The organism is Crocosphaera sp. Alani8 (assembly GCF_038442745.1).
Lineage (GTDB): Bacteria > Cyanobacteriota > Cyanobacteriia > Cyanobacteriales > Microcystaceae > Crocosphaera.
In genome coordinates this window covers 1-9,555 of record NZ_JARVCN010000125.1, presented here as the reverse complement: position 1 = coordinate 9,555, position 9,555 = coordinate 1, and the positions used below count along the sequence as shown (strand labels likewise).

Sequence of the window (9,555 nt, the reverse complement as noted above, 5' to 3'; positions counted from 1 at the left end):
CCTTAATCATATTGATTACTTTGGCTTACTCAATGGCAACATTTTCTGGGAAAATCATTAAAGATAAAGGATTAGCTAAATATGTAGGGAGAGTCAGAAAAAATAAGAAAATGCAACGAAGACACAGTAACTTTTATATTGGGCTACATGGAAAAGATTGGGTTGACTCCTGCGATTTGTTTGCCGTTGAATCCCAGGCATTGATGCAATTAAGCCCTGGAAAATGTGCCTATTATCGACAAGGGCGACGGGCTATATCCCTGATTAAATCTAGCTTGTAGCTTTTTCTGTCCCCACGCCAGGTAGGCATCAATTTGCATGATTTCCCCAAATTTCTGAGCTGCGTCCTTTTTGAACTCATTAGGAATTGCCTCAAGCAATAACATCCCCGTTTCTAGGGAACCGCTTTCTTCCATTGCTTCATCTAGAGCGGTTTGACGTTGTTTAATTTCTTGCTGATTAATCCGCTCAATTCCTTGACGAATTTGGCGCATTAATTTGGGATTCACGGTAATAGGTAACAGTTCTCGATAACGCTCATTAGCAAAGGTGATCTCTCCCCGTGCTTCAGCTAAGCGAGCCTGATAAAATGGAATCCAAACATTATTAGGTTCTTCTTGCTCCAACTTTTCGAGTAGTTGAGAAGCTTCTTCGTAATTTTCTCTGTTGATAGCGTTAATGATGGATTCAACCATAGTAATTTCTACAGTTTAATTAAGTTTCTAGTTACACTAATAGATTGAAAATTATCCAATTTTATCTGGTGAGTTAAGTATTTTCCTATTTACTTAAGATTACACACAAGAAATGTTATGCACAACATACAACAAAAAAGATAAAAAGGCTATAAAATTTTAGAACAATTAACATATTATTAGTATCAAGAATTAACGTAAACTCTTCCTTTCCAACCGCCTCCTTTTCCTCGCCAGTGTCGCCAAGCAGAATCTAGGGTCATTAAACCATATAAAAGACCAATTACAGGCAAACTAAATGCCCACAACAAAGAACATTGATAGAATTTTAAAGTGGGAATATAAGAAATTGTCATTAATAGCCAAGTCATTCCCCCAATAATAGTAATTATCGAGTTATGGATAATTAATCCTATTATTAAGCTAAGAGGGGCAACCAAATAAACTATGGCTAATCCTAATAAGGTTCCTAATAATAATAATGGGGAATAATTTAACTGTGTATAAGCAGTTCTGGCTACCATATTCCAAATAGAGTTTAAGTTATCATAGGGTCTTAAACTAAGAGTTTTTTCGCTTAATCCTAGCCAAATTCCCTGTCGTATGTTTTGTCTATTTTTTTGTAATCTTGCCTTTACTGCTGAGGCTAAGGAACAATCATCAATTAAAGCTTGTTTCACCACTTCTATCCCACCTATTTCTTCTAGCATTTGGCGACGAATTAGAATACAACCGCCAGCAGCTGCAGCCATCTTATTTTTAGGGTTGTTAACCCAAGAAAAAGGATAAAGTTTTTCAAAGAAAAAAACAAAAGCAGGGATTAAAAATTGTTCCCAGAAACTGTCACATCTGAGTCTAACCATGAGAGAAGTCATCGCTAAATTTTCTGTTTCCGCTTGATTGACCAATTCCCTCAAATTGGTATCATGATGTTCGATATCAGCATCAGTTAATAATAAATAATCGGGTTGATAATCTAGCTTTTTAGCCTGTTCTATCCCTTGTTTCATTGCCCATAATTTTCCTGACCAACCAGAGGCTAAAGTTTTTCCGGAAATTACCTTTAGCTGTGCAGATTTTCCTGACTCTTCAGCAATTGCTTGGGCAACATTTCCCGTGTTATCATCGCTTTGATCATCTACTAAAACAATGGAAAAGTCTCCCGAATAATCTTGATTTAATAAAGACTTTAAACTAATGGGCAAAACATCTGCTTCGTTGCGAGCAGGAATAACCGCACAAACCCGAGGATATTTATTCAAAGGTTGCACATCACTGTCAATTCGTTGATTGCTTAACCAAAACCAGCCTCGGAACAATAATAGATAAGTCCATATAATTAAAGATAAACCAACAATTCCTATTAGAACACTCACCATAATACACTCTCTCACTAAGCACCTGAGTAACATTAAACCTTAGAATTGCACCAGTTTAGGTTACTGACAATAATATAACTTAAATTTCACCATCCAACATTGACTAATAATAAAGATTCAGTCATCAAGAAGTAGTAGGATCAATATAGCTTTAACTTAAGTCTATTTGAATAATAACTACATGAAACCTTATCAAGCTATACCCATTCAAGACTGTGGTGAACCCCTTACTTCCATTCCGTTAGAACGCTTTTCCGTGGAGAAACCTCATCCTTACCAAAAGTTAGGAGCATACTACGGACAACAATCTCCCTATTGTTTACGATCGCAAGTGGTGCAAACATTGATAGACGCACAAAACAATTTACAAAAACAATATCCTGGCTGGAAAATCCATATTTTTGATGCTTATCGCCCTATCAAGGTACAACAATTTATGGTGGATTATACCTTTACATCCCTACTCCAAGCAAAAGGATTAACCTCACAACAATTATCTTTGTCCCAACAAGAAAACTTGTGGCAACAAGTCTATCAGATTTGGGCTATACCTAGCGATGATTTAGCCACCCCACCTCCCCATAGTACCGGTGCCGCTGTGGATGTTACTTTGGTAGATGATCGGGGTCATTTCTTGGATATGGGGGGAAACATCGACGAATTATCGGAGCGATCGCAACCTAATTACTACGCTGAAAATGGGGATGATAAGGGAAAAACTTACCATCAAAGACGAGAAATACTGCACCAAATTATGGCCCAAGTGGGATTTTTAAGACATCCTGGGGAATGGTGGCATTTTTCTTTAGGGGATCAGATGTGGGCTTGGCAAAGTCGAAAAGCGATCGCATACTACGGTAGAGTTTGAGCGTGCAAAGAATCCCGAAGTTTGAAGGTTTGAGGTATTTCAATTGGTGGGGAAAGAACCGGGTTGCACTTCTAAAGCGAGGGGTTTACCCTTGCGAACTACCTCAACTTTTAAGGTTTCCCCGATGGTACTCAGTTCTACTTGTTCTTGTACCTCAACTGCCTTTTTGACTGGTTCTTCTCCAACTTTAACAATAATATCTCCTTGCTCAAAGCCTGCTTTTTCTGCAGGGGAATCGCTGACAACTCTTACCACTAAAACCCCTTCATTATCGGCTACTTTGAACCCTAATTGTTGCTCCTCATTCAGTTCTTTGCGTAATTCTGGATTGAGGGTGAGCATGTGAATGCCAAGATAAGGATGGGTCGCTTTTCCGTTGGTTAATAGCTGGTTAGCTACCCGTTGTGCTGTTTCGATGGGGATGGCAAAACCTAACCCTTGAGCATCGGCGCGAATTGCTGTGTTGATACCGATAACCTGGCCTTCAGCATTTAGTAGAGGTCCTCCAGAGTTTCCTGGGTTAATGGCTGCATCGGTTTGGATAAACCTGACTCGTTTATCCGGGACTCCAACTTCGGAACTAGAACGGCCTAAAGCACTAATGATACCCACTGTCACTGTGTTATCTAGTCCCAGGGGGTTACCAATAGCGATCGCCCATTCTCCTGGGTTCAATTGTTCTGCGTTGCCAATATCCACTGTTGGCAAGTTTTCCGCTTCTATTTTCACCACTGCAACATCGGTCATGGGATCGGTTCCTAGCACTTTCCCTCGATACACTTGACCATCTTTGAGGGTAACTTTAACTTCTTTGGTCCCATCTACGACGTGAGCATTGGTTAATAGTTGTCCATCGGAGGTCAAAATAAAACCTGAACCTGTTCCCCGTTCGATTTGATCTTTAGGAATGGGAACATCGTTACCGAAAAAACGACGAAAGAAGGGATTTTCAAAGCTTTCTCCCATTTGCTGAGAAACTTCTCTGGTTGCGTCGATACGAACCACCGCAGGTCCCACTTTTTGAGCAGCTTTGGCAATAAAGTTTAAATTGGCTTGTGAAGAAGATTTAGCAGGGAAGGGAAAAGGTTTGAGGTTTGCAGGAACAGCTGCTGGGGTTTCGCTAGTCAACTCTTGAGGGGTTTCCAATAGATAACGACTTCCCCAAATCCCCACGCCACTACCCAGAATCAATAGTCCGACATAGACAACTAACTGTTTAATACGCATAATACCTTTTTTACTTAATAAATTTAGGGTTCCCTGCTTAGAATTATGACAAAATTTCCTGAAAAACAGTTAACCTCCATATGTTTATTTTAGCTTTCCCATTGAATCACTCTAACTTGCTATTATCTCGAACTTATGATTTATTTTTCTAACAGTCAACTACAACAGATTGAAAACCATGCTGAAAGAACTTACCCTGAAGAATGTTGTGGTTTGCTATTAGGAATCTTTGAGGCAAGCTATCAACGGGTAATTGAGGTGCGAGAAACTGACAATGATTGGACTCCTACAATGAGCGAAGACTTGGACAATCTGGGGAGTTCTGGTAACCAACCCTTGAGTAAAAAAAATCGTTTTAGTATTGCTCCTTCTGTTTTATTACAAGTACAAAAGGAAATGCGTGATCGTGAGTTAAATATTATTGGAATTTACCATTCTCACCCTGATCATCCTGCCATCCCATCCGAATTTGATCGTGAAATTGCTTGGTCAGACTATTCTTATGTTATTGCGTCTTTAAGACAAGGTAAAGTGAGTGAAATAAAAAGCTGGACACTCAAAGAAAATAGACAATTTAAACCAGAAAAAATCAAAATCATTTACTAATCAGTATTCTTTTCTATTATCTTCTTGATTATTTGTAAATAGCAATATATTTTTCACTTATATTAAGATAAGAGTTAGTGGATTTTTGAGTGTTCAAAAGTGAAATTAATTAATTGTAGGTTTCATTTTTCTGGTTAATTTGAAATAGAATATCTTGATGAACTGCTTGGGTAATAGGATATAAATAAGCAAAGAAAAAACCAATTATTAATAAAGTAATTGGGATGGGACCAATTATCATACGAATCGCCCATAATGCTGTTTCAGGTTGTTGTCCTGTACTTTTTGGAATATAACCAGCACTGTCTAAGATTTTACCCACCAATAATAGGGCCCCTGCAATACCAATTTTTTGTAATTGAACCACTAGCGCAAAAAATATTCCTTCCCGTCTTTCTCCCGTTTTCAATTGATCTAAATCTACAACGTCAGGTAACATCGACCAAGGAACAATATAGGCTGTTGCAATGCCAATTCCTGCTATGATAGCAATTATGTACATCAAAATTACTTGGCCAGGCTGCAGTAAAAATAATCCTAATTCTGCTACAATTGTAAAAGGAATCCCCATTAAATAAATCGTCTTTTTCCCAAAACGCTGACTCATATAATTCCAGAAAATCATCATTATTAAAGCTGTTCCTTGAACGAAAATAGCCATACGAGTAAAGTGTTCTTCTGTCAAACCCATATAGTTAATAACAAAATAAGGTAATATGGCAGCAATTGTCTGTACACTTAACCAGGAACAAAGATAAATTATCATTACACAAATAAACGGGAAATTAGTTAAAATAAGAAAAATATTTTCTTTAATAGATAAAGAAGAATTTTTCTGAGAATTGTATCCGTATTTGTGAACTTCTTTATACCTTTTATAAGTTCCTAAAATACTAATAAAAATGGAAATAGTAGCAATTATTCCTGCTACTAAACCCAAAAGTGAATACTGTTTTGCCTGATTATCGAATAGACTAAAAATAACTTCAGCCACTATCAAAGATACAATACTGCCACCAATACTAAAAGCAGAACGGAAACTAATTAAATTAGTTCGTTCGTTATAGTCTTGAGTTAACTCAGCAGATAAAGCACTATAAGGTAATAGAACTGCTGTAAAAGCAGTGTAGAAAACTAAAGCAATAATAGTGTAATAAATAACTTGAAAAGTTTGACCATCCCCAGGAGAAATTGTCCACAATAAAATACAACTTAATCCCAAAGGAATAGAACCCAAAATCATCCAAGGATAGCGACGGCCAAACCTTGAACGAGTGCGATCGCTTAACCACCCAATCAGAGGATCATTAATAGCATCCCAAATTTTCCCTATCATAACGATGATACCAGCCATCCCAGGTTTTAAGCCAGCAACATCTGTCAAGAAAAAGAGGAAAAAGAAAACTAAAATATTACTTGGTAACGATCCACTTAATTCCCCAACCCCATAAGCTAACTTGGTTGAAAAGCTCAGTTTGGTTTGCGTATGAAATTCTTGCTCGGATGACATTTAAAATCTTGTAATAATGTCTCCTTATGTTAACAGAATTTCCATGAACATCCTTGACAAAACTTGAGAATTCAACTCAATTGGGTTAGGATTAACTCAGACTTTCAAAGTAGTCTCGAATCTGATCCCGTCGTCTTGGCTGACGTAACTTTTGCAAGGCTTTGGCCTCAATTTGCCTTACTCTTTCTCGGGACAATTCTAAAGTACGTCCGATATCAGCTAAGGAATAAGAAGTTCCGTCTTCAAACCCATAACGTAATCTAATTACTTGTTGCTCTCTTTCTGTTAAATCTTGCAACAGAACACCAATATCTCGACGTAAAGATTCAATGGCTAGATTTTCTTCTGGGGATATTTCCTCAGATTCCAATAGATCAACTAATTCTGTATCTTTTTCTTTTCCTACTTTTACTTCTAGAGAAACAGAACGAGGGATCTTCATCAAAACTTCTCTAACTTGTGCAGAACTCATATCCAGTTCTTGACCAATTTCTTCTAGAGTAGCAGTACGGTTTTTTGTTTGGGAAATTTGCCGTTGAACTTGTTTAATTTTATTGAGTTTTTCTGTGACGTGAACAGGAAGACGAATAATGCGACTTTGAGTGGCGATCGCTCTAGTAATCCCTTGACGAATCCACCAATAAGCATAAGTAGAAAAACGATATCCTTTGATGGGGTCAAACTTTTCAACCGCTTTTTCTAATCCCAACGTTCCTTCTTGGATTAAATCTAGCAATTCTAAGCCTCGATGTTGATATTTTTTGGCAACCGAAACCACCAGACGCAAATTGGCTTTAATCATTTCATCTTTAGCCTGGGTTCCTAATTGTTGAATCTCGTCCAATTTCTTAACATCAATATTGGCTAAGATTGCCCATCTTTCTTTACCGCGTGCTAATATATCTTTCAATTCAAATACAGATATTTCACTGGCTTCTGCCCATTTTTCCCAAGAAGGACGATACCCTAAATAGGCTGTTAATTGATCATGAATACTATAAACGTGAACAAACTGAGTCATTGTTTCATCGTTTGTTTCTGTTGCTTGGCTTCTGATTTGTAACAATTCAATATAACGTTGAACTTGTCTCGATTTACTAACCTCTTCTTCTTTTTTGAGTAGAGGAACACGACCAATATCTTGAAGATATAAACGGACTAAATCCGTGGTAACTCGATGAGTTGAAATATCTGTTTCTGTGAACTCTATGTTTTGTAATTCTATTTTCAGCAATTCATTCTCTGGTTCAGAAGCGATCTCGTTAGCTTCTTTCCATGAGTCTGTAATCGGTTTGACCTCAGGAAAATCTGGGTTATTAACATTGTTATAGGAAGATGGAGCTAACATAGGAATTTTTTATTAGTAATGACGAGATCAAATGAGGACTTTTCAGTCCTTCTGATTAACCATAGAATTCCCAAAACAAATTCAAAAATTATACGCTCTTAATATTTGTTCATAATCTATCGATTTAGATTCCGTAATCATACGGTTATCTCTATTTTTCTTGTTAAAAAATAACCGTATATTCCTTGATAGTGGATAAAATTTCGGGTATAATATTAAAAATGCCGTACTTAGAATAATTTATAGAAATCAAACTAATTTTATCTTCTTTTTATCTATAACCAATACACTGTTAATTCAGCGATGTACTTATTCATTAAAGTTAATTTAGCTATCAAAAACTTTTCTTTTCATCACTATAATTTGTATCAGATTGGAGAACAAGTTAATCTCGACCAGTTTGTTAAAACTTATATAGACAACTTACTGAAGAATGACAATATCAATGAAAATTCAGTAATTTTTAAAAGCTATGAGTATAAAATAATTTCTTACAAAGAGTATAAAATTCTCTCTAGTTTCATTAGTTAAACTACCCCCAATAGATAGATATAGACTCAATTACTTGATATGTTGGCTACTCCTAGAATAAGCTTGGTAATTCATAAAAAGTAAGCTATTTGACATTAAAATCTTCACATATATCTATAAAATTAAAGGAATTTAATACCCTAAATATTGACTTTAAATGTTCAACAGCTTACTTTTTTTAGTTTATTTTTTCGGCACTAAATTCACGCTCATTTATTGGGACTTAGAGGGTTTTTAGATATTCCACTAAAGCTTGTTTCTCCTCAGTAGATAACTCTGTTCCGTAAAGATGTCCTTGGTTACTGTTCCCGTCGAGACTGGTATCGTACTTAAACCCTTCAGTTTCTGCGGAGGTTCCTTCAGAAATGAAACCCACTTTCTCAGAATTGTAAACATCGTACCCTCGATAGAATACTTTCGTTCTCTTTTCTGGGATTTCTAGGAGATCAGTTAAGTAAGGAACCGAACCGTTGTGTAAATAAGGGGATCTCAACCAAATACCATCTAAAGCTACTGCAATGTACCCGTTTTGTTTCTGAACGTGGGTAAAATCCCACTCTTGACCATCTCCTACCTCTAAATACTTATCGACAGCCGCTTGAGTCCACATTTCTATACGATGATCATCGGTTCCCACCTCTTCGACAGGGATGTCGGTTCCTGTGCGATCGCCTCCGAAAGCATGACAAGAAGCGCAGTTGTTATCAAAAAGTGGCTTTCCTTGAGACACCAAAACCTCGTTAACTTCAAAAGGATAATCAGGGGGAGTAACGGAAAGGATGAAGTCTTCGACTCGTTGTAAGTCTTTGAGGGGGACATTGTCCGGTGGAGTTCCTGCGGCTAAGGCACCCATAATGCTTGTTTCGGTGAGATTTGTTTCTAACCCATCCCAGTGATAGTCAAATCCTTTGTGTTTTCTTAGGTTCCAAATGGGGGGATCATCGACGTTATCGATGGTGTCGTCTAAGGGTAGTCCAAAGTTAAGAAACTTGACGGGGTTAAAGGAAGGAATACGGCCCGGACCAGGGTTGGGACGAGAATTGGTCCATGCAAAACCCATTCCTAAACCAATTAGCTTTTTTTGGGTTTCGGGAATGATTGCATAACGATATAAGAGTTTATCAGACCAAGACAAAGGATGTTTTTTTGCGATCGCCGGGATCAATTGATCGGGGGTAAACTTGGGATCGTTAGCGCAAGCGGCTAAAAAACGAATATTAGCCAAAGAGTCAAATGTTTGGGTTGGGGCCCCTAGAACCAGGGTTGGAGAATCTTGAGGACTTTTACGATAGGTTGTACTATGACAAAGGGCGCAGGTTGATCCCTGACGGGGAAAACCCAGGGCTATTTCATGCTAGATGATAGGATATCTATGGTAAAATAAGTCAAAG

General features: G+C 37.4%; 8 protein-coding genes and 1 pseudogene. 3 read left to right on the top strand and 6 right to left on the bottom strand.

Features of this window, described 5'->3' with window-relative positions:
* Positions 1–281: pseudogene (locus P9B04_RS08895) on the top strand (IS4 family transposase); the annotation flags it as partial.
* Here the strand turns inward: P9B04_RS08895 and P9B04_RS08890 are convergent.
* Both P9B04_RS08890 and P9B04_RS08885 read right to left on the bottom strand, forming a co-directional pair.
* Positions 210–695: a hypothetical protein gene (locus tag P9B04_RS08890; RefSeq protein WP_342054628.1), complete on the bottom strand. Its 486-nt coding sequence runs from the start codon at positions 693–695 to the stop codon at positions 210–212. The pseudogene P9B04_RS08895 and the gene P9B04_RS08890 overlap by 72 nt on opposite strands.
* Positions 696–880: 185 nt before the next feature.
* Positions 881–2,074 (bottom strand): glycosyltransferase, encoded by a 1,194-nt coding sequence (locus P9B04_RS08885; RefSeq protein ID WP_342054627.1) that lies wholly within the window; start codon positions 2,072–2,074, stop codon positions 881–883.
* 181 nt (positions 2,075–2,255) lie between these two features.
* On the opposite strand from P9B04_RS08885, the gene P9B04_RS08880 reads away from it, so the two are divergent.
* Positions 2,256–2,942 carry a M15 family metallopeptidase gene (locus P9B04_RS08880; protein WP_342054626.1) on the top strand — a complete coding sequence of 229 codons (687 nt, stop codon included), beginning with the start codon at positions 2,256–2,258 and terminating at the stop codon, positions 2,940–2,942.
* A gap of 39 nt (positions 2,943–2,981) precedes the next feature.
* Here the strand turns inward: P9B04_RS08880 and P9B04_RS08875 are convergent, their stop codons facing one another.
* A complete protein-coding gene (locus P9B04_RS08875; RefSeq protein WP_342054625.1) occupies positions 2,982–4,169 on the bottom strand; it encodes an HhoA/HhoB/HtrA family serine endopeptidase in 1,188 nt (395 codons plus the stop codon).
* 135 nt (positions 4,170–4,304) lie between these two features.
* Here P9B04_RS08875 and P9B04_RS08870 point away from each other — a divergent pair, with 135 nt between their 5' ends.
* Positions 4,305–4,775 carry a M67 family metallopeptidase gene (locus P9B04_RS08870; RefSeq protein WP_342054624.1) on the top strand — a complete coding sequence of 157 codons (471 nt, stop codon included), beginning with the start codon at positions 4,305–4,307 and terminating at the stop codon, positions 4,773–4,775.
* A gap of 109 nt (positions 4,776–4,884) precedes the next feature.
* Here the strand turns inward: P9B04_RS08870 and P9B04_RS08865 are convergent, their stop codons facing one another.
* From P9B04_RS08865 to P9B04_RS08855, 3 genes are all read right to left on the bottom strand, one after another.
* The gene (locus P9B04_RS08865; protein WP_342054623.1) at positions 4,885–6,285 is read right to left on the bottom strand and encodes an MFS transporter; all 1,401 of its coding nucleotides are present in this window, start codon (positions 6,283–6,285) and stop codon (positions 4,885–4,887) included.
* A gap of 91 nt (positions 6,286–6,376) precedes the next feature.
* Positions 6,377–7,633 (bottom strand): RNA polymerase sigma factor SigC, encoded by a 1,257-nt coding sequence (gene sigC, locus P9B04_RS08860; protein ID WP_342054622.1) that lies wholly within the window; start codon positions 7,631–7,633, stop codon positions 6,377–6,379.
* A 754-nt stretch (positions 7,634–8,387) separates the two neighbouring features.
* The gene (locus P9B04_RS08855; protein ID WP_342054621.1) at positions 8,388–9,389 is read right to left on the bottom strand and encodes a c-type cytochrome; all 1,002 of its coding nucleotides are present in this window, start codon (positions 9,387–9,389) and stop codon (positions 8,388–8,390) included.
* Positions 9,390–9,555: the final 166 nt, after the last annotated feature.

Bases quoted from the DNA above. Each gene is read 5' to 3' on its own strand.
- P9B04_RS08890 (WP_342054628.1), bottom strand. From the start codon at position 695: ATGGTTGAATCCATCATTAACGCTATCAACAGAGAAAATTACGAAGAA.
- P9B04_RS08885 (WP_342054627.1), bottom strand. From the start codon at position 2,074: ATGGTGAGTGTTCTAATAGGAATTGTTGGTTTATCTTTAATTATATGG.
- P9B04_RS08880 (WP_342054626.1), top strand. From the start codon at position 2,256: ATGAAACCTTATCAAGCTATACCCATTCAAGACTGTGGTGAACCCCTT.
- P9B04_RS08875 (WP_342054625.1), bottom strand. From the start codon at position 4,169: ATGCGTATTAAACAGTTAGTTGTCTATGTCGGACTATTGATTCTGGGT.
- P9B04_RS08870 (WP_342054624.1), top strand. From the start codon at position 4,305: ATGATTTATTTTTCTAACAGTCAACTACAACAGATTGAAAACCATGCT.
- P9B04_RS08865 (WP_342054623.1), bottom strand. From the start codon at position 6,285: ATGTCATCCGAGCAAGAATTTCATACGCAAACCAAACTGAGCTTTTCA.
- sigC (WP_342054622.1), bottom strand. From the start codon at position 7,633: ATGTTAGCTCCATCTTCCTATAACAATGTTAATAACCCAGATTTTCCT.